We start from the raw sequence: 20,583 nt of genomic DNA, 5'->3' as shown, positions 1-20,583 counted from the left end.
GTTAATGTATGGATCAATCATTTACAGCACATGAAGCGGGGCATAAGTTTTTAGCTCGTCTTGGAAAAAAACGCTTACGCCCCGGTGGAAAAATTGCGACTCAGTGGTTATTGAACCAATCTGGCTTACATAAAGACAGTCAAGTGCTTGAAATTGCATGCAATATGGGGACGACTGCAATCGAAATTGCTTCACAATTTCGCTGCCATATCACGGGTATTGATATGGATAAACAGGCACTGGAGAAAGCGAAAAAGAATGTGGCTCAGCACGGTTTAAGCGATTTGATTACGATTCAAATGGCAGATGCATCAAAGCTGCCTTTTGCAGATAATAGCTTTGATGTGGTAATTAACGAAGCAATGCTCACGATGTATGGCGATAAAGCTAAAGCGAAGTTATTACAGGAATATTACCGCGTACTGAAACCGGGTGGTTGCCTATTAACCCACGATATTGCATTTAAAGATGCAGAAAACCCGCAAGATATTGCATCACAAATGCATCAAGCTATTCATGTTAAGGCTCAGCCGCTACCTCAAGCGCAATGGATTGATTTATTTAAGCAAGCAGGCTTTCAACATGTGATGTCCAGTACAGGGCCGATGACCTTATTATCGCCAAAAGGGTTGATTTATGATGAAGGTCTATTGGGCACCATGAAAATTATTCGTAATGCATTAAAAAAAGAAAACCGCCCGCAGTTTTTACGCATGTTCCGCCATTTCCGTCAAAATCGTGGGAAACTCAACTATATTGCAGTGGCCAGCGTGAAATAAGGAAGACACATTCATATGCGCAAGGATGCGCTTAAAACGATACTTAACACAAATAACCTTTTAATTCATCATTGTAATGATAATAATTCTTATATCTAACATGATTATCAGTTACTATTGCGAATAATTTTTCCGCAACATAGTTAGCTGTGATGTAATCATGTGTTGTTATTAGTTCTGGCACTGATAACGATGGTATCAATAATTATATTTAAAGGTTTTAACTCAATGAAAATAAAACACCTTTTTATTCTCTCCCCTTGCTTACTCCCCTTTATGTCTCCCTCAGTATTGGCCGCTGATAACAAAGAAGAAAAAATTACGGTCTCTGCAACCCGCGGTTATAAATCAGTTTCAGAAATGGCACAAACCACTTGGGTGATTGATAATGCCGAAATTGAGCAGCAAGCTGAGGGTGGGAAAGAGTTAAAAGATATTTTATCACAGTTAATTCCGGGAATGAGTGTGAGTGGCCAAGGGCGCACTAACTACGGCATGAACATGCGCGGTCGTTCCATGATTGTGATGGTAGATGGCGTTCGCCTTAACTCTTCACGCAGTGATAGCCGCCAACTAGATTCGATTGACCCGTTTAATATCAACCATATTGAAGTCATTTCTGGTGCAACGGCAATGTACGGTGGCGGTAGTAGTGGTGGTTTAATTAATATTGTGACGAAAAAAGGCCAAGAAGAAAAACAAGTTTCCCTGCAATTAGGTGGGAAAACGGGTTTTAATAACGGCAAAGATCATGATGAAAATGTCGCAGCGGCAGTTAGCGGTGGCAATGAAAATGCACATGGTCGTGTTTCTGTTGCATATCAACGTTATGGCGGTTGGTACGATGGCAAAGGTGACGCGATTAATATTGATAATACCCAAACAGGGTTACAATTCTCTGATCGCCTTGATGTGATGGCATCAGGCACCATCAAAATTAATGAAACACAACAGATTCAAGCGACCTATCAGCACTATAAGAGTGAATCCGATGGTAAGCACGGCCTATATTTAGGCAAAGATTTTTCCGCGGTAAAAGGGGATGGGAAAGCCTATAACAGTGGCAAATTAAGTTCAGATCGCTTACCGGGGACGGAGCGTAACCTGCTTAATTTACAATATTCAAATGCGGATGTGTTTGGGCAGGATTTTGTTGCTCAGGTTTACTATCGTGATGAATCACAAAAGTTTTATCCGTTCCCAACGTTGACAGGGAAAGCGGTTTCGAGCATCAGCTCCTCTGACCAACAAACCAATTTCTATGGTACTAAGCTGACATTTAATAGCCAACCTCTTGATGAATTGACGTTAACTTATGGTGTGGATGCGGAGCACGAGCAATTTCGTGCAAACCAAATGTTTTTTGATTTGGATCGTGCGAAAGAGTCTGGGGGAATGGACCTCACCAAAGCGTTTCAAATTGGCCGCTATCCAAGCTATACCACCACAAACATGGCGACATTTTTGCAAAGCAGTTATGACATCACGCCGATGTTCACCTTAAGCGGTGGTGTGCGTTACCAATATACTGAAAATAAAGTGGATGATTTTGTTGGTTATGCACAGCAAGAAGCTATTGCGAATGGCAATGGTAAATCCGCAGATGCCGTACCTGGTGGGAAAACCGATTATAACAATTTACTGTTTAACGCAGGGTTGTTGGTTAATCTAACTGAAGAGCAACAAACGTGGTTTAACTTCTCCCAAGGTTTTGAAATTCCTGATATTGCAAAATATTATGGCACGGGAGATTACGGTAAAACTCCTGATGCGAATGGCCATTGGAACCTAAATAAAAGTGTGAATATCAATGATACTAAAGTCAAAGGGATTAAAGTTAACTCCTTTGAGTTAGGTTGGCGCTATACAGGTGAGAACCTGCGCACTCAGGTCGCTACCTATTATTCCTTATCTGATAGAAGCTACGGTATTAATAAAGATGACATGACCATCTACATGAAGACCGATAAGCGCCGCATTTATGGGGTAGAAGGTGCCGTTGATTACTTCTTTGACGATTCAGACTGGAACGTGGGGAGTAACTTCAACCTGCAAAAATCGGAAACCAAAGTTAATGGTAGCTGGGAAAAATGGAGCGTGGACTTCGCCAGCCCATCAAAAGTTAACGCTTATGTAGGCTGGGAGCCGAATGATTGGTCCTTACGCTTACAAAGCCAGCAGACATTTAACTTAACTGACGCGGCGGGTAAAAAACTGGATGGTTATAATACCGTTGATTTATTAGGTAGTTATATGCTTCCTGTGGGGAAAGTGAGTTTTGCCGTTGAAAACTTACTGGATAAAAACTATTCCACCATTTGGGGGCAACGTGCGCAAGGTCTGTATAGCCCGAAATACGGTGCACCAAACCTGTATGACTATAAAGGTCGCGGTAGAACCTTCGCACTTAACTACAGTGTGACGTTCTAACCTGACGTTTTAGTCGATGACAAAGCCACTTAACAGTGGCTTTATTTATTCAGAATTATTTAAATTTAGAGTAAAAGGTATCCTATGAAATTATTTCTCACAGGGTTATTGTGCTTACTGAGTTTTTGGGTACAGGCAAAAACGCCAACAGTGATCACTGACCTACAAGGCCGTGAAGTTACCGTTAATCTTCCCGTCGAAAAATTATTTTTAGTGGATAGCCGTGATATTTTATCGGTGGATATTGCCGCGGGTAAAACGGGGATTTCTCGTATTACGGGGTGGAGTGATTCATTAACGCAGTATGCTCCTGATTTAAAAGAGGCTTATTTTAGCGTATTACCTGAATTAGCAAAAATTCCAACACTGAAGAAAACCCGTGAAGCAGGGCTACAAGTTGAAAAGCTGATCGAGCTCTCCCCTGAGGTTATCATCATGCATAAAGCCAATTATGGTGCGATGCGTGATAGCCAAATTTTACCGCAGCTTGAAGCGGCAGGAATTCAGGTGGTATTTATCGATTTTCGGATGGATATCGTAAAAAATACCCCAAAAAGTATTTTGTTATTGGGGGAATTATTAGGCACGCAAGAACGAGCAACTCAGTTTGCGACGCTGTACCAAGAAAAATTGGCGGCAGTAGAATCCCAACTGGTTAAGCCATTTCCTTCTGTGTTAATTGAAGCCAATGCAGGATTATTTGCAGATAATTGCTGCCAGCTCTATGGGCGTTCAGGTTATGGTGTTTTAGCGTCTTTAGCCGGGGGGAATAACCTTGTGGCAGATAGTTTCCCAGCAAAAGGGGCTGAAAGTTCGATTGAGAATATTATTACATTAAACCCTGAATTCTATTTCTTAACGGGTGCAGATTGGCATAACTTCAACCGCCGTTCATTGGCTGTCAACTTGGGATACCGTACAAACAAATCAGATGCACAGAAGCAACTGGCGGTATTATTAGATAGGCAAGGGATCTCTTCATTAACGTCGGTAAAAGAAAAACGCGTAATGGCAATTTACCACAATTTTTATAACAGCCCGATGAATATATTTGCCATTGAAGCGATGGCAAAATTTATGCACCCTAAGACTTTTAGCGAATTAAATCCTGAGCAAAACTTAATTGATTTCCAAACGCAATTTACCCAATTGCGCTCAGATGGCGTGTTTTGGGTAACGTTGTAAACTATTTAGAATTTAAAAATAAATAAGATCTTAGCTGACTTAAAAGGAAGAAATAAACCTTTTGAGTTAGCTTTTATTTTAAATTCATGTGGGACACCAAATAATCAATAAAAGCACGAGTCTTCGCAGGTAAAATGGAGGTATTAGGGTAAAGTAATTGAATATTTTGCTTGGGTAAATTGTATTCGGGAAGAACGCGGACTAAACGTTTTGCATTTAAATCTTCATTCACCAGCCAAGCAGGGCAAATAGCGATGCCCAAAGAGGCTAATACCATTTGGTGAATTACAGCCGCAGAGTTTGATTCATATTGGCTTTTAATGGGGGGCAAACTCACTTTTTCCCCTTGCTCATTTTGCAAAAAATATTGGGTATCTTGCCAATTTAACAGCGAATGGTTGACCCAAGGAGCTTGTGTGAGATCTGCTATCTGATTAATTCGATATTCTTGTAAAAATTCAGGGCTCGCGACCAAATAAATTTCATACTCCCCCAGTTTTTTCATCTTAAGTGAAGAGTTTTTTAAGTTACCAAGGCGAATAGATAAATCGAGCTTTTCTGTAATTAAATCATCGAGGGATGAATTGACGGAATACTGTAATCTTAACTTAGGATAAAGGCGGCAAAATTCAGGAAGCAAGGGAAGAATAAAGCGTTGACCAAATTCACTGGTGGATGAAAAACGTAATAAGCCTGAAATATTGGTACCTAAGTTTTGGCTTTTTTCAAAGGCTTCATCAATCTGGCTTTGAATATGTTTAAAGTCTTCGTAAAAATATTTTCCAACCTCGGTTAGAGCAATGCTGCGGGTATTTCGTGTCAATAAGCTCACATTCAATTCAGTTTCTAATTGCTTGATGTCTACGCTGACCATTGAGCGACTCAAGCCTAAAACATCCGCCGCTTTGGTGAAAGACCCCGAATCCACAACCTGAAGGAAACTGATAATTTTTTTAAGATTTTTTTGCATAATTGCATTTATTGTTCTGTTTTATTAAATAGTGAGTTTACTTCTCTTGTATCGACAAAGAAAGCACTAATCCTTACTCTTTGCCGCCGGAGGGGTTGTTATGTCTTATCGATATAAAATTGCGACCGTGTTTTTACTCGGTTTTTTTATTGATTGCATTAATATTTTTATGTCAGCAATTGCATTGCCCGATATTGCATCATCATTTTCGGCGAGCCAATCTCAGGTCGCTTGGGTCGCTAATGCGTATATCTTAGGATTAGTGCTGGTGATGCCGATAAGCTTGTGGTTAGCAGGGCGGCTGGGTAATCAAAAATTATTGTGTTATTCGATGTTACTTTTCACGCTTGCAGTGTGGTTAAGTGGTTCAAGTCAGTCTATTTATAGTTTGATTTTTTGGCGGTTTATTCAGGGGATGGCGGGTGGGTTATTAATTCCTGTCGGGCAAGCACTTGTTTTTGCATTATTCCCTAATAATGATCGTCAGCGTATATCGACATTAATTATGACTGTTGCGCTTATTGCTCCCGCTTTTTCGCCAGCGATAGGTGGCTTAATTATTGATTCGTTATCTTGGCATTGGATTTTTTATTCTAACATTCCGTTTGCTTTATTAACGGCAGTACTTGCTTGGATTTGGATAAAAAATGATGGGCAGGTATCACGGGAAAAACCAGATATTTTCGGCCTTATACTCGTAAGTATCAGTTTACTTTGCTTGCTATTGTCTTTTTCGCTGTATAACGATTATCACAGCATTGTATTGGCCCTTACCAGCTTTTTGTGTTCAGTTATGGTGTTTATTTTTTACCTTAACTACGCCAAAAAATGCCGTGAGCCTATTTTAAATTTTCAGTTATTAAAAAACAGCAACCTGCGCAATGCTTTTATTGTTTATTACGCAGTACCCGGTATTTTTACTGGAGTAAATTTACTGAATATTTTTAATCTACAAATTAACTTAGGTTTTAATGCAGGGCAAACTGGCTTATTTATGATCCTGTATGCTGCTGGGGCGGTAGTTTCGATGGTTTCTGGTGGGCGTCTTTATTTTCGTATAGGGAAAAAATGTTTATTTGTACTCGGGATTGTATTGCATAGTTTGGGAATATTTTTACTTTATTGGGTATCAAGTTCAGCACAATTAAGCTTGTTGGTGATGGCATATTTATTAATGGGCATGGGGGGCGGATTAAGTGCAAATATAGCGCAAATCAGCTCGTTGATGGATTTCAAAGATAAAGATTTACTGCAAGGAAGTGTGTTGTGGAATATTAATCGCCAAGTTGCTTTTAGTGTAGGTGCTGTTGTTTTAATTTCAATATTTAGCCTAATGCCATTTTCGGATCAGCTATCTAACTACCAATATACTTTTTTAATTGCCTCTATTCTTGGGCTATTTTCATTAATTTCAGTTAGTAAGGAAAAATAAATGCGTGATCCAATGCAAAAGGCACTGCAAAGTGTTATCGACGTACATGTGTTAATTGAAGATGTTTTCACGGGCCGCAATAGTGATAAAAGTGTTGCGCCATTATTAGCCAGTTTTACTGAAAACTTTAAAATGGTCACCATAGGTGGGCAACGAATTGGTTTAACTGAGGTGACTGGGCTATTTAGTCAAAACGTCGGTGCTAAACCCTCATTTCTGACAGTGCCATTTGAGGTCATTCCATTATGTGAAGCAGATGGGCGGTGTTGGGTCCAATATCAGGAACGACAAGAAAATGAAGGAATAACAACATTGAGGACATCGACAGTCTGTATTCGAGTTGTTGATAACCAATGTTATTGGGAATATCTGCATGAAACACCCGTTTTGAATAACTAGTTTCCGCCTTCTTTAATAAACAACGGCTGATTAGGCCGTTTTTTATTTTTGGTATAAAACGTTTTATCACTGACTTTACAAATAATGATATTCATTCTCATTTCAATTGACCGTCGGTCGGTCGTATTTTATGATATTGTCATAAACGAAGATGAGGTAGATGAAATGAAACGGATATTTTTGATCCTTGCCGTATGCCTAGGCACATTTATGGCAACATTAGATATCAGTATTGTGAATGTGGCGCTCCCTGCAATTGGTGACGATCTGGGGGCGAGCTTGTCGATGTTACAGTGGATTATTGATGCATATGCATTGTGTTTATCAGCATTGATCCTTTCTGTTGGCCCTATCAGTGACCGTTATGGGCGCAAAAAAGTTTGGCTAATAGGCATTGTTGTTTTCACGTTAGGTTCAGCGATTTGTGCATTTTCGGCATCTTCCCAGATGTTAATTATCGGGCGTATTATTCAAGGAATAGCTGCCGCAGCATTGATCCCCGGGGCACTTTCAATCATTACCCAAGCTTTTCATAATGATATTGAACGCATTAAAATCATTGGAATTTGGTCGGCAGTGAGTGCGCTTTCATTAATTATTGGCCCAATCTTAGGGGGCTTTTTGGTTGATACTTTTGATTGGATGACGATCTTTTTGATTAATATTCCTATCGGTTTATTGACCTTGTTTTTAGGCTACTTAGGGATAGATGAAAGTGCCGATCCCGATAAAGCTGCTTTTGATCCCCTTGGGCAAGTACTCAGTATCGTGGCATTAGGCGCTGTGACTTTTGCTTTAATCGAAGCTGGTGATAAAGGCTGGGGAAATTATTTAACAATGGGGGGATTAACCATTTTCCTCATAGCGGTTCTAGCGTTTATGTGGGTAGAAAAACGCGTTAAAAAACCGCTATTACCATTTTTTCTTTTTAAACAGAATCCCTATTTCTTTCAATATAATATGGCCTCTTTTGCACTTGGTTTTGCCACTTACAGTAACGTATTTTTTATTGCGCTATTTTTGCAAAAAGGGCAAGGGTGGGGGGCTTTTGAAGCAGGTATCCGTATGGCGCCAGAATTTATTGCGATGGCGATATTTTCATTTTCGTTTGGCAAATTATCCCGTTTTTTAAGTGTACGTAACTTAATGATTGTTGGGTTTATTTTAATTGCGGGCGCTTCATTATTATTTACGCAAGTAAACTCAACAACCCATTATCTGCCCATTGCAGTCATATTATTTGTGTTAGGTGCGGGGATGGGAATGTCGACACCTGCAATAGGCGCTTTAGTGATGGCGAGTGTTGAAAAAGCCTATTCGGGGATTGCTTCAGCCATTATGAACGCGTTAAGGCAGACAGGGATGACATTAGGGATTGCCTTACTTGGCACGCTAATGACGCACCGTGCTGTGAGCCAATTGCTTCATAATGATAGGTTGAATAGTGCGATGTCTACTGAAGAAATCGAACGTTTAATTCATAGTTCTGGTTCGATGCCATCGTTGCTGGTTGAGCAACTGGCGCGTTCTGCTTTTGTTTCAGGGTTTAATCTGGCGATGTTTGGCGGAGCGATCGCGATTATTGCAACGTTATGCTTAATGATGAAAAATAAAATGGAGAAATGAAATAGCTCTCATAAAAAAACACCTGCCTAGGCAGGTGTTTTTGTCTATCCGAATAATGAATGATTATTCATCAAGGAAGCTGCGCAGAACTTCTGAGCGGCTTGGATGACGTAGTTTACGCAGTGCTTTCGCTTCAATCTGACGAATACGTTCACGGGTAACATCAAACTGCTTACCAACTTCTTCAAGCGTATGGTCAGTGTTCATGTCGATACCAAAACGCATACGCAGGACTTTTGCTTCACGCGCTGTTAAGCCAGCTAAAACTTCGTGAGTTGCAGAGCGTAAGCTTTCTGACGTTGCTGAGTCTAAAGGCAGCTCTAAAGTCGTATCTTCAATGAAATCGCCTAAATGTGAATCTTCATCATCACCGATAGGGGTTTCCATTGAGATTGGCTCTTTTGCAATCTTCAGAACTTTACGTATTTTATCTTCTGGCATCAGCATGCGTTCAGCCAGTTCTTCTGGCGATGGCTCACGGCCCATTTCTTGCAGCATTTGACGAGAGATACGGTTCAGTTTATTGATAGTCTCAATCATATGAACCGGAATACGGATGGTACGTGCTTGGTCGGCGATTGAACGCGTGATAGCCTGACGGATCCACCATGTCGCATAAGTTGAGAACTTATAACCACGGCGATATTCAAACTTATCAACGGCTTTCATCAGGCCGATGTTACCTTCTTGGATCAGGTCAAGGAATTGCAAACCGCGGTTGGTGTATTTTTTTGCGATAGAAATAACCAGACGTAAGTTTGCTTCAACCATCTCTTTTTTCGCACGGCGCGCTTTCGCTTCACCGATAGACATACGACGGTTGATATCTTTAACCTGCTCAATTGTCAGGCCAGTTTCTTCTTCAATTTGACGCAATCTTTGCAGGCAACGCAGAATTTCTTCTTCAACTTCAAGTAGTTTTTCAGACCAAGGCTTGTTCATTGCTTTTGCAGCTGTTAACCAAGTCTCACTGGTTTCGTTACCACTGAATAATGTGATGAAGTTTTTCTTCGGCATTTTGCACTGTTCAACACATAGCTTCATGATAGTGCGTTCTTGCAAGCGAACGCGATCCATCATTTCACGCATGTTATTGACCAGATAGTCAAATTGCTTAGGTACTAAACGGAACTCTTTGAACACTTCAGAAAGCTGTTCAATGGCAGCGGCAGTTTTTGCATCGCTACGTCCGTATTGTTTGATATGTTGACGCGTGCTTTCATACTGTTCACGAAGATCAGAGAATTTTTGGCGTGCTAATTCAGGATCGATGCTGTTGTCGTCATCGCTATCGCTGTCATCGCCGTCTTCATCGTCTTCATCTTCATCGTCGTCTTTATCTAGCTCTTCTTGTGGTAATTCAGAGCCGACGTGAGTGGCAGTAGGAGCAAGGTCTTCTTCCGCGTTAGGGTCAACAAAGCCTGTAATCAAATCAGATAGGCGGCTTTCACCTGCTTCAACACGGTCGTATTGCTCAAGAAGATAAGTGATAGCCTCAGGGTATTCAGCAACAGAGCACTGAACCTGATTAATCCCATCTTCGATACGTTTTGCAATGTCTATCTCACCTTCACGGGTAAGAAGTTCGACAGTTCCCATTTCACGCATATACATGCGAACAGGGTCAGTAGTTCGGCCAATTTCACTTTCAACACTGGATAAAACTTGTGCAGCGGCTTCTGCTGCATCTTCATCCGTATCGGAAGTATTTTCAGCCAAAATCAAATCATCGGCATCAGGTGCTTCTTCCATGACCTGGATGCCCATGTCATTAATCATCTGAATGATATCTTCAATCTGATCTGAATCGACGATATCTTCCGGCAGATGGTCGTTGACCTCAGCATAGGTTAAGTAACCTTGCTCTTTACCCTTGGTGACGAGTAGCTTAAGCTGCGACTGCGGGTTTTGCTCCATAAGACGGTATCCACACTTCTGAGTATTTAGATTGGTGTCGGTCGGCGAAACATTCGGCCAACAAGAACATACAAAGGGAAATATTTATTATTTGCTACGCCCTTTATTTTCGCAGCATTTTACAGGCATCTGCCTTGTGTTTAGCGGCACTTAAGCCGTTTTATATACTAATTCTGTTTTGGGTTTGTATTATGTTTTTACTCGCGATAGCGTAATTAAGTGCACCTCTTCGCGCTCCTGCGGGGTCAGACTTTGTGTGCGAGCTTTCGCCATTAAATAGTCGAAACGTTCGCTGAGGGCGCTATTAAATAGATGATTTAATGCATCTATAAAGGTATTTTCCGCTATCTCCTCTATTTCTATATCGTTCCATGTTGCTAGTTTTTCAAGCTGTTTCGAAAAATTATTATCTCGATAACGCTCTAGCAACTGCCCAGTCGTCATTCCGGGGGTGGAACGGCATACATCGACCAATTCCTGAAATAGAGAAAGCCCCGGCATTTGGATATGGGCAATTCCCTCTAATGAGGGAACAAGCTCCGAAAAGTTCGGATTTTGCACCAACAGTGCGATAAGAATTCGCATCGTGGTGGGTTTTAGTTTTGGTGCCTGATAATTAACTTGCTCGGTGTTCTCTCTATCAATAATAGCAAGAACCTGAGAAATATCTGGTATACCAATAAAATTTCCTAGCTCTTGCGCCATATAAAGGCGCAAAGTTTCACCCGGTATCTGTTTAATCAAGGGGATAGCAAGTTTACTAAATTTTGCTTTTCCTTCTTGGGTGGTTAAATCTACTTGTGGTACGAGTGAATCAAATAAAAAACCTGACAGCGTTTGTGCTGTTTGCATACGCTGCTCAAAGGCATCTTTACCTTCTTTGCGTACCAATGAATCAGGGTCTTCACCATCAGGTAAAAACATAAAGCGTAGTTGGCGGCCATCCGTTAGATAAGGCAGGGCGGTTTCTAGTGCGCGCCATGCTGCTTCGCGGCCAGCTCGGTCACCATCATAACAACAGATAACTGTATCTGTTGAACGATAAAGTAACTGAATATGTTCTGAGGTGGTTGAGGTTCCCAGAGATGCCACCGCATAGCGGATGTCATACTGAGCCAATGCCACTACATCCATATAACCTTCGACAACTAATAACTTCGCTAATTCACTGCTATTTTGTGTTGCTTCATAAAGGCCGAACAATTGGCGTCCTTTATGGAAAATATCTGTTTCTGGCGAGTTCAAGTATTTGGGTAATGCATCCCCTAATACGCGCCCACCAAAGGCGATAACTCGGCCTCGTCTGTCCCGAATAGGGAACATGACTCGCTCTCTAAAGCGATCATAGACACGGCCATTATCATTGGTCACTAACATGCCTGCATCATCAAGCTGCTTGCGACTCTCCGGGTTTACTGCGAATTTCTTGAGCAAGTTGTCCCAGCCCGGTGGGGCAAAACCAATGGAAAAATGCTCAATAATTTCTGCGCTCAAACCACGTTGGCTTAAATAATCTTTGGCTTTATTTGCCGAGGGATGATTTAAGGCAGCGCAGTAAAATTGGTTAATTTTCTCCATCAACTGATATAAGTTTTGTCGTTGATGTAATTCTATTTGGCTTGCACCTGTTCCTTTTTCATAGGGAACATCAAGGCCATGTAATGCAGAAAGCTCTTCAATTGCTTCGACAAAATCAAGTTTGTCGTAATTCATCAGAAAGTCGATAGCGTTACCGTGAGCGCCACAACCAAAACAATAATAAAACTGCCTTTCACCGTTAACGGTAAAAGATGGGGTTTTTTCGTTATGGAACGGGCAGCAAGCGTGATGGTTTTTACCCTGTTTTTTTAACGGGACTTTTGCATCGACTAAATCAATGATGTCAGTTCTTGCCAACAAGTCATTGATAAATGAACGCGGAATTCGTCCAGCCATAAGCCTCTTTTTCGCCTGTTGATGAACGATAATAAGCCGCGCTTCCTTTAGGAAAGCACGGCCTTTAACTGCTTAGCTATGACTACTACAAGAAATAAATAACTACGAGAGTGACTCAATTCTTATATTAGCTATCGTCTGTTATGAATGCGGCCAATACCGCAATCAACTAGTACAGACGAGTACGGCGTGCGTTTTCGCGAGCCAGTTTCTTAGCGTGACGCTTAACAGCTGATGCTTTAGCGCGTTTACGTTCAGTCGTTGGTTTTTCATAGAATTCACGACGACGAACTTCAGCTAAAACACCTGCTTTTTCACAGGAACGTTTGAAACGACGCAGTGCAACGTCGAATGGCTCGTTTTCACGTACTTTAATTACCGGCATGTGCCTCTCACCTCGATAGAAATCGGTTTGTTGCTGGTATGGATTCACCAGCCTTCATTTAAAATGGTGCGGAATTTTACTTCAATGAGTACGGGTTTGTAAAGTGCCGTATAAAATTGAATCACACAAGATCACCTGATTTGCAGCTCGTTCGATGAAAAAGCAAACAAAACCAGACAATAATGAGAATTAGCCACACGAAATTTTTTATTACAGGGGGTTGATTATAGACTATACAACAAGGAAAGTCAGCCTTTTGCCAACATAAATTACGCGATAGTCCGAAAATAGTGATAGACTTGCGCCTATGAAATAAACAAGGGTAGTGCAATGCGTGTTTTAGGTATCGAAACTTCTTGCGATGAAACTGGTATCGCAATCTATGACGATGAGCTTGGCTTACTCGCCAACCAATTATACAGCCAAATTAAAGTCCATGCTGATTACGGCGGAGTCGTGCCTGAATTGGCATCTCGTGACCATATTCGTAAAACGGTGCCACTGATCCAAGCGGCGCTGAAAGAAGCTAATTTAACCCGTGAAGACATCGATGCGGTTGCTTATACCGCAGGCCCTGGTCTGGTGGGGGCACTGATGGTTGGTGCAACTGTTGGGCGTGCATTGGCATTTGCTTGGAATGTTCCTGCAGTCGCTGTTCATCACATGGAAGGGCACTTATTGGCCCCGATGCTGGAAGAAAAAAGCCCTGAATTTCCTTTCGTTGCCTTGCTGGTTTCTGGCGGCCACACGCAATTGATTAGTGTGACAGGCATTGGAGAGTATGAGCTATTAGGCGAGTCCATCGATGATGCCGCAGGGGAAGCGTTCGATAAGACAGCAAAACTGTTAGGGTTAGATTACCCCGGTGGTCCCGTTTTATCCCGAATGGCGCAGCAAGGCACCCCAGGGCGTTTTGTTTTCCCAAGACCGATGACGGATAGACCCGGTTTAGATTTCAGCTTTTCAGGGCTAAAAACCTTTGCTGCGAATACCATTCGTGAAAATGCCGATGATGAGCAAACTCGTGCAGATATCGCGCGTGCATTCGAAGATGCGGTTGTTGATACTTTGGCTATCAAATGTAAGCGTGCACTTGAGCAAACAGGCTTTAAACGTCTCGTTATGGCTGGGGGTGTCAGCGCTAACCGTACACTTCGCGCTAAAATGGAAGAGGTGCTGAAGCAGCGTGGTGGTGAAGCATTTTACGCGCGACCTGAATTTTGTACCGATAATGGCGCAATGATTGCACTTGCTGGGCTGATCCGCCTTAAAGGTGGCACTACCACAGGCTTAGGGGTGACAGTACGCCCTCGTTGGCCGCTGGCAGAATTACCGCCGTTAGAAAGGTAGCGTATATCCATATCAACATGAAGGGCTGTGGTTAAACAGCCCTTTTTAATGGCGTCAAATACTAGTGTAAAATAATCACCGCTTCTTCAAGACGGATAGAACGGTCTTTTACCATGTTGGATGTTTCAGTGCTTTGTTCAACCAATAGCGTGCTTTGCTGAGTGATAGTTTCTAATTCACTCACCGCTTGAGTGATATCAGAAATCCCCGCCGCTTGTTCTGATGTTGCTTGGCTAATATGCGTGATGAGCTGGGTGACATTTTGCACTTGGTCGACAATATTTTTCATTGTGTTCCCCGCAGTATGTACCTGGTTTTTCCCAGAATTGACCTTTTTCTCACAGTCATTAATCAATTCACGAATATCATTGACGGCGCTGGCACTTCGGCTTGCTAAGCTGCGAACCTCATTGGCCACCACGGCAAAGCCTTTGCCTTGTTCTCCTGCTCTGGCGGCTTCTACTGCGGCATTAAGCGCTAAGATATTGGTCTGAAATGCGATGTCTTTTATCACATCAGTAATTGAGTTGATTTTATTGGTGCTGTGAACAATTTCATCCATGGTGCCAACTACGGCTTCCATCATCGCACCACCGCTCACCGCGGTTTCACTGGTTGAGTTCGAAAGTTGATCAACTTGAATGGTGTTATCTGCGTTCATTTTTACTGAAACGGCCATTTGGTTCATTGTTGCCACTGTTTGTTGCATATACCCTACCGTTCTTTGGGTATGAGTATCTAACTCGTTACAGTCGACGACTAAAGATTGGCTACCTTTTCGTACGCTATCCACTTGTTCAGAAACATCTTTTATCAGCCAGCGACACACAAGGCCGAGTTGCCCGACGGAGCGCAATAGCTGGCCTATTTCATCGGTGCGTTGCATATGATTGACGCTATGGCGGTTACCACGCGCAATCCCCAGAGCTTGGGCCATGATATTTTCAAGGGGGGAGGCCAATATTCGCTCAAGGAAAATATTGCCAATTAACAGTGTAACAAATGTGCATAAGCTTGCGATAAGTAATGGGATGCTTTGTAATCCAGCTAAGCTAGCAGCGGCTATCCAAAGCACAAATAACATGCTCATAGAGAGTCGAATTCGCCAACGAGTTGAGAGGGTAGAGAGGTGAAAAGGCCATTTTTTAGAAAGCACAATACCCTTAAAGATTTTTTTTTGGCTCCTATTTTCATTCATAGCGGCATAGAGGGGTTCCACTGTAGCGATCTCTTGGCGAGTCGCACGAGTCCGAATCGACATGTAACCCGTAATAACACCTTTGCGTTCCATGGGAATAATATTGGCTCTCACCCAATAATGGTCGCCATTTTTACGCCTATTTTTGACAATGCCAGTCCACGGTTCGCCTTTTTTCAGAGTTGCCCACATATCCGCGAATGCCTGCTTTGGCATATCGGGGTGTCGAATAATATTGTGGGGGCGTGTTAATAATTCATCCAATTCATAACCGCTAACTTGAACAAAGAAATCATTAGCATGGACAATGTTTCCTTGTAGATCGCTAGTGGTCATAAGTGTGATGTCTTCATCTAAGATATGTTCATTTTGAGTGATATAAGGGGTTCTGCTCATGTTCAATACCATTATTATTGTTTAGTTTTCCTTTTATATAGTCGACAGCTTTTAAATATTCCTTAGTAATAAATTTGCAATAAATTAACTTTTTTTTTAAAAATGTGCGCTAGTTATGGGAAAAATGTAACAACAGCACAAATTGCTACTGGTACAGTTTTAGGAAAGGATTAAACGCTATTGTTATTTTGGAATGTTCTTTTTAAGAAATTTTGGCAAGTGTTAGGGCATATTAGGGCATAAAAAAAGAGCTGATTTTCAGCTCTTTTTAGATAAGGTTGGGAATGTATATTTAGTCGTCTAGTTCTTGCTCTTTAGCTTCTTGAGCAATTTCTTTATTGGTTTTTTGCTTTTTATTTTTCAATTTTTGCCAAATACGACTTTCTTGCCCACGCCATAAGCGTTGAATATTGCCATGATGACGCACCAACACTAAACACGATAACATAGCGACAGGGAAGGTGAACTCAGGTTTAAACCACCAGACATAAAATGGCGCTAATAGTGCACTAACAATCGCGCCAAGTGATGAATAGCCACTAAGTAGCACCGTGAGTAACCATGTTCCTGCGACTAACCCTGAAAGATCCCAGCCAATAGCAGCGATAGAACCAAATGCAGTCGCTACCCCTTTTCCCCCTTTAAAGTGAAAGAAAACAGGATAAATATGCCCAAGGCAGGCTGCAATTGCGACAAAGCCAAGATAGAATGGTTGCACATTGAGATAATAAGCCAGCCAAACGGGGATCATCCCTTTTAAAACGTCGCAAAGTAGTACGGCAGCGGCAGCGGCTTTGCCTCCAACGCGTAAGACGTTAGTTGCACCAGGGTTACCAGAGCCGTGTTGACGGGGATCGGGTAGTCTCGCTATACGGCAGATCAGTATTGCACTGGAAACTGATCCACAAAGGTAAGCGAAGATTATCATGCCAAGCGCGGTTGCACTCATAGCTAACTCCAAAACGGTTGAGGCCATATATTCACTTCAGCCTTGGATAATACGCATATTTTTGCTGAAGTGGTATTAATTCAGTACATAAACGAGAAAATGACGTGATGGATATCGTATTTATTGAACAATTATCAGTCATCACCACGATTGGTGTATATGACTGGGAACAAACTATTGAGCAGAAATTAGTGCTCGATATCGAAATGGGATGGGATAACAAACGCGCGTCTTTGAGCGATAATGTTGAACACTGCTTAGATTATGCGCAAGTCAGCCAAACCCTCATTAGCTATTTAGAAACAAACAAATTTGGTTTAGTTGAACGTGTTGCTGAAGAAGTCGCCCAACTTTTAATGACAAAATTCAATAGTCCATGGGTGCGCATTAAAGTCGCTAAACCAGGCGCTGTGGCACGCGCTCACCAAGTCGGTGTTGTAATCGAAAGAGGTACTAAAACCGCGTAAAAGATGACTGGCGGCGTTTTACCGCCAGTATCACTCATATCTATAGGTTCATCTCAATAATCTGTTGCTGTTGCTGCCAGAGGGCTATACGCTCAATACGCTGGCGTGTCAACTCTTGGCGTATATCAGGCCCTTTAAATCCTTGTTCAACAATGGGTTTTACCGCAACAGACTGTGCAATAGCAAATGCTTCGCGTAGAAATTCACCTTGCGGATAGGCGTGTCGTTCAAGACCCAGTCGCCCTCTAGCATCGGCTTCGCTGATTAAACTGAGCTGCATAATACGCTCTGGCTTGCGCCAACTATCTAAGCCATCAAAAACTGCCACTAAATCACCCGCAGATAACCGATTGATGACGTGAATTTTATCGTGGTATCGCGCAGCTAAACGTGCTAAATCCCTCGCATCTGTTGGGACTCGAAGACGATTACAAAGCTGCTCAATAAGTGGAATACCCGCTTCCCCATGGTTAGGATGGCTTGGCCAAACCTCAGGGGGCGTAAGCGCCTTTCCCAAATCATGGCAAAGTGCGGCAAAGCGAATGTCCACATCATTGGACAACGCTGCAATCACTTTCATCACCATCAACGTGTGAACCCCTGTGTCGATTTCAGGGTGCCACTTTTCAGGGGCAGGAATGCCAAATAAATTATCAATCTCAGGGAACAGCACTGCAAGCGCACCACATTGGCGTAAAACCTCAAAATAAACTTGCGGTGCGTTCGATTTAAGGGCTTTTTCTGTTTCAACCCAAACGCGTTCTGCCGTTAAGTGCGATAACTCTCCCGTCATCGCCATCGACTGCATTAACGCCAGTGTTTCAGGGGCAATTGTGAAGCCGTGTTCAAAATAACGCGCGGCAAAGCGTGCGACCCGCAAAACGCGCAAAGGGTCTTCCGCAAATGCATCCGAAACATGGCGTAGTACCCGCTTTTCGAGGTCATTCACGCCATTGAACGGGTCGATAATTTCCCCTGAATCGCTTTGGGCGATGGCATTAATGGTGAGATCGCGACGTAGTAAGTCATCTTCGATAGTGACATCAGGTGCGCTGTAGCAGCTAAAACCAGTATAGCCCGCCCCGATTTTCCGTTCTGTTCGGGCTAACGCGTATTCTTCATGGGTTTTCGGGTGTAAAAAGACGGGAAAATCTTTCCCAACTTGCTGAAAACCCTCTGCCAGCATAGCTTCAGGTGTCGTGCCAACCACCACAAAATCCCTATCAGAAATAGGGAGCTTTAAGAGTTGGTCACGTACGGCACCACCGACAAGATACACTTTCATCGCGATAACCTTAATTACGCCCAGCCATCATTACGTTTTTTACGGCGTGGAATGAGGTGCGGTAAAATTAAACCTAAAATTAAGCCTGCACCTGCCACGCCACCACCATACATAAACCATTGTAAAATCAATTCACGGCGGCGATCGTCAAGGTTCACTTCAGCAATCTCGAGTTTTTTACCTGACTTAATTAATTCATTCTTTAATTTTTCATTTTCTGCTTTCAGTTGGCGAACGATATTGTCATTGTCTGCCACTTTCTGCTGCATATCGGCGGTTCGTGTGTTCCATGTACCATCAATATTATCTAACTGTTGGCGGAGTTTTTGATTTTCGGCCTCAAGTTCTGGGATGCGAGTTTTCATGCTTTGCTTATTGTTAAGCTGGTCAGCAGGTAGCCAAACGGTTCTGCCTTTATCATCGCGTACCTGAGCAAACTTATTGTCAGTGGAAATGAGTTCAACTTCTTCCCCTGCATTGAGCGTTCCTACGATACGATATTTTGTGCCTGGGCCGCTATGAACATATGTTGATAAGTCATCTGAAACATAACGCTTTTCTACTGCTTGTGTGTTTAAGGAAAGGCCTAGCCCCATGATTGAAATTAATAATAATGGAATTTTTCGCATGGTATTTACAGTCTTTTGGTGGTGAATGAATGTGGTATTCATTAAATACTAATAAGTAAAGTGGCAGGGTGCAAACCCTAAACACCGATGTCTTGGTACACTAAAGGATAATGAGAACTATCCTAACTGTCTAAATTACCCTTATTTTTACTCTTTTTTCAAGATAACTCACTAAAAGAAATCTGGCAGAGAGAATTTTTGATTTCAATACAGTTTCTTTTCTCAGCACCGCTTGATTGGGGTAAGATGAGTGCAGTGAAATTATCAGATAAGGATATGTATGAGCCACGTTGAGGTTGAACTCAAATTAGCCGCCAAAAGTGAGGCCATTGAGGCTGTCCGTCAGAGTATATCGACATTGCCCCATCAATACAGTGAGCCAACGAAGTTAACCAATATTTATTTTGACACGCCACAAAGGCAATTACGTCAATGGGATATGGGATTACGTATTCGTGGCTGTGATGGACGTTATGAAATGACGATGAAAACGGCGGGGCAGGCGATTGGTGGTTTGCATCAGCGACCTGAATACAATGTCGATATTGATTCTCCTGAGCTGAATCTTGCTGCTTTTCCTGAAGAAATCTGGCCCGAAGGTACGGATGTTATAGCATTGCAATCTGAACTCAGTGTGTTATTTAGCACCAATTTTACGCGTGAAAAATGGTTAGTGACATTTGAAGACAGTGAAATTGAGGTCGTACTTGACCAAGGTGAAATTTCTGCAGGTGCAAAAGATTTACCCATTCAAGAGTTTGAGTTAGAGCTCAAAAAAGGCTTTATTGCGGATGTGCTTAATTTAGCGAAAAAATTTGCAGATATTGATGGGCTGTATTTGTCCTCCTTAAGTAAAGCCGCTCGAGGTTATTCCCTACTTTCACCGACTAAAGCGCCATTAACCCGTCCTGAATCACTATTTGATTATGAAGAACAGCCAATTGAAAAATCGCTGACGCATATGCAGTTATTGTGTCAGCAACATGAAACTTATTGGTTAGCTGGTGAAAACGATGCACGCCAAGGTTTTGTTGAGTTTTTGCGTTTTGTTCAAGCCTTTTTGGTACATTATCAAAACTCTGCCCCTCATTTTATCCATGATACGCCGTTAGACCAATTACGCTTAGATATTGCGAATGAAGCCATCAGTGCGGATGATTTTTGTTATAGCAGCGAGTGGTTAAAGTGTAAGCTGGCCTTTATTCAATGGTTAAGTGCGCTGACCTACCAAGAAGATCACTAGGATTTAAA

17 protein-coding genes are annotated in these 20,583 nt (G+C 42.2%); 9 read left to right on the top strand and 8 right to left on the bottom strand.

Going from position 1 to position 20,583, the window contains the following annotated elements:
* The first annotated feature begins 8 nt into the window (after positions 1-8).
* The 3 genes from AC4IFT_RS11910 (at position 9) to AC4IFT_RS11900 (ending at position 4,394) form a co-directional block, all read left to right on the top strand.
* Positions 9-779, top strand: a complete 771-nt coding sequence (locus AC4IFT_RS11910) for a class I SAM-dependent methyltransferase (protein ID WP_490751414.1) — start codon at positions 9-11, stop codon at positions 777-779.
* Between the two features lie 228 nt (positions 780-1,007).
* Positions 1,008-3,209, top strand: coding sequence for a TonB-dependent siderophore receptor (locus AC4IFT_RS11905; protein WP_490751413.1), 2,202 nt, complete (start codon positions 1,008-1,010; stop codon positions 3,207-3,209).
* 84 nt (positions 3,210-3,293) lie between these two features.
* Positions 3,294-4,394, top strand: a complete 1,101-nt coding sequence (locus AC4IFT_RS11900; protein WP_490751412.1) for an ABC transporter substrate-binding protein — start codon at positions 3,294-3,296, stop codon at positions 4,392-4,394.
* A 73-nt stretch (positions 4,395-4,467) separates the two neighbouring features.
* Here the strand turns inward: AC4IFT_RS11900 and AC4IFT_RS11895 are convergent, their stop codons facing one another.
* A complete protein-coding gene (locus AC4IFT_RS11895) occupies positions 4,468-5,364 on the bottom strand; it encodes a LysR family transcriptional regulator (protein WP_490751411.1) in 897 nt (298 codons plus the stop codon).
* A gap of 100 nt (positions 5,365-5,464) precedes the next feature.
* Here AC4IFT_RS11895 and AC4IFT_RS11890 point away from each other — a divergent pair, with 100 nt between their 5' ends.
* The 3 genes from AC4IFT_RS11890 to AC4IFT_RS11880 all read left to right on the top strand — a co-directional run bounded on the left by AC4IFT_RS11890 (position 5,465) and on the right by AC4IFT_RS11880 (position 8,821).
* Positions 5,465-6,796 carry an MFS transporter gene (locus AC4IFT_RS11890; RefSeq protein WP_490733299.1) on the top strand — a complete coding sequence of 444 codons (1,332 nt, stop codon included), beginning with the start codon at positions 5,465-5,467 and terminating at the stop codon, positions 6,794-6,796.
* On the top strand, positions 6,797-7,195 hold the full coding sequence (locus tag AC4IFT_RS11885; protein ID WP_490733297.1) for a hypothetical protein: 399 nt from the start codon (positions 6,797-6,799) through the stop codon (positions 7,193-7,195).
* Between the two features lie 165 nt (positions 7,196-7,360).
* Positions 7,361-8,821, top strand: coding sequence for an MFS transporter (locus AC4IFT_RS11880; protein WP_490751410.1), 1,461 nt, complete (start codon positions 7,361-7,363; stop codon positions 8,819-8,821).
* A 63-nt stretch (positions 8,822-8,884) separates the two neighbouring features.
* On the opposite strand, the gene rpoD is transcribed toward AC4IFT_RS11880, so the two are convergent.
* The 3 genes from rpoD to rpsU form a co-directional block, all read right to left on the bottom strand.
* Positions 8,885-10,822, bottom strand: coding sequence for an RNA polymerase sigma factor RpoD (rpoD, locus tag AC4IFT_RS11875; RefSeq protein WP_490733512.1), 1,938 nt, complete (start codon positions 10,820-10,822; stop codon positions 8,885-8,887).
* Between the two features lie 105 nt (positions 10,823-10,927).
* Positions 10,928-12,673, bottom strand: a complete 1,746-nt coding sequence (gene dnaG / locus AC4IFT_RS11870; RefSeq protein WP_490751409.1) for a DNA primase — start codon at positions 12,671-12,673, stop codon at positions 10,928-10,930.
* Between the two features lie 169 nt (positions 12,674-12,842).
* A complete protein-coding gene (gene rpsU / locus AC4IFT_RS11865) occupies positions 12,843-13,058 on the bottom strand; it encodes a 30S ribosomal protein S21 (protein ID WP_001144069.1) in 216 nt (71 codons plus the stop codon).
* Between the two features lie 330 nt (positions 13,059-13,388).
* Between rpsU and tsaD the strand changes: the two genes are divergently transcribed.
* Positions 13,389-14,408 carry a tRNA (adenosine(37)-N6)-threonylcarbamoyltransferase complex transferase subunit TsaD gene (tsaD, locus tag AC4IFT_RS11860; RefSeq protein WP_490751408.1) on the top strand — a complete coding sequence of 340 codons (1,020 nt, stop codon included), beginning with the start codon at positions 13,389-13,391 and terminating at the stop codon, positions 14,406-14,408.
* Between the two features lie 61 nt (positions 14,409-14,469).
* On the opposite strand, the gene AC4IFT_RS11855 is transcribed toward tsaD, so the two are convergent.
* Positions 14,470-16,002: a methyl-accepting chemotaxis protein gene (locus tag AC4IFT_RS11855; RefSeq protein ID WP_490751407.1), complete on the bottom strand. Its 1,533-nt coding sequence runs from the start codon at positions 16,000-16,002 to the stop codon at positions 14,470-14,472.
* A gap of 292 nt (positions 16,003-16,294) precedes the next feature.
* The gene (plsY, locus tag AC4IFT_RS11850; protein WP_490733287.1) at positions 16,295-16,951 is read right to left on the bottom strand and encodes a glycerol-3-phosphate 1-O-acyltransferase PlsY; all 657 of its coding nucleotides are present in this window, start codon (positions 16,949-16,951) and stop codon (positions 16,295-16,297) included.
* A gap of 107 nt (positions 16,952-17,058) precedes the next feature.
* Here plsY and folB point away from each other — a divergent pair, with 107 nt between their 5' ends.
* On the top strand, positions 17,059-17,418 hold the full coding sequence (folB, locus tag AC4IFT_RS11845) for a bifunctional dihydroneopterin aldolase/7,8-dihydroneopterin epimerase (RefSeq protein WP_490751476.1): 360 nt from the start codon (positions 17,059-17,061) through the stop codon (positions 17,416-17,418).
* Positions 17,419-17,458: 40 nt separating this feature from the next.
* Here the strand turns inward: folB and AC4IFT_RS11840 are convergent, their stop codons facing one another.
* A complete protein-coding gene (locus tag AC4IFT_RS11840) occupies positions 17,459-18,703 on the bottom strand; it encodes a multifunctional CCA addition/repair protein (RefSeq protein WP_490751406.1) in 1,245 nt (414 codons plus the stop codon).
* A 14-nt stretch (positions 18,704-18,717) separates the two neighbouring features.
* Complete coding sequence (locus AC4IFT_RS11835) at positions 18,718-19,332, bottom strand: TIGR04211 family SH3 domain-containing protein (RefSeq protein WP_490751405.1); 615 nt, start codon at positions 19,330-19,332, stop codon at positions 18,718-18,720.
* Between the two features lie 280 nt (positions 19,333-19,612).
* Between AC4IFT_RS11835 and AC4IFT_RS11830 the strand changes: the two genes are divergently transcribed.
* The gene (locus AC4IFT_RS11830) at positions 19,613-20,575 is read left to right on the top strand and encodes a CYTH domain-containing protein (protein WP_490751404.1); all 963 of its coding nucleotides are present in this window, start codon (positions 19,613-19,615) and stop codon (positions 20,573-20,575) included.
* Positions 20,576-20,583: the final 8 nt, after the last annotated feature.

The sequence above is a fragment of the Providencia sp. UF-183 genome (assembly GCF_058246155.1).
The sequence above is the reverse complement of the archived record's forward strand: the minus strand, read 5'-3'. Positions and strand labels throughout refer to the sequence as shown.